This window comes from Bartonella sp. AA86SXKL (assembly GCF_042196885.1).
Genome location: NZ_JBHIRE010000575.1, coordinates 1 through 228 on the forward strand (window position 1 = coordinate 1; position 228 = coordinate 228).

A 228-nucleotide genomic window follows, 5' to 3' on the forward strand; every position below is an offset into this window, starting at 1 on the left:
TTCTTATAAGAGCTTTTGTTTGCGTGCTTTTATTTTTATTAGGATCAATGAATTCTTCTTGGGCGGTGGAGACAAAAAATAGATCGCTTTCCGTTCCTGATCTCGCTGCTCAGCTTTTGGAGACAGTTGTAAATATTTCTACAGCACAGACAGTTGATGGGACCGAACAGGATGAACATACTTCGGTACCCGTTATTCCAGAAGATTCATTGTTACAAGAATATTTTA

At 38.2% G+C, this 228-nt stretch carries 1 pseudogene; it reads left to right on the forward strand.

The window, feature by feature from the left end:
- Positions 1–5: 5 nt before the first annotated feature.
- A pseudogene (locus tag ACFIO5_RS13360) lies at positions 6–228 on the forward strand (serine protease); the annotation flags it as partial.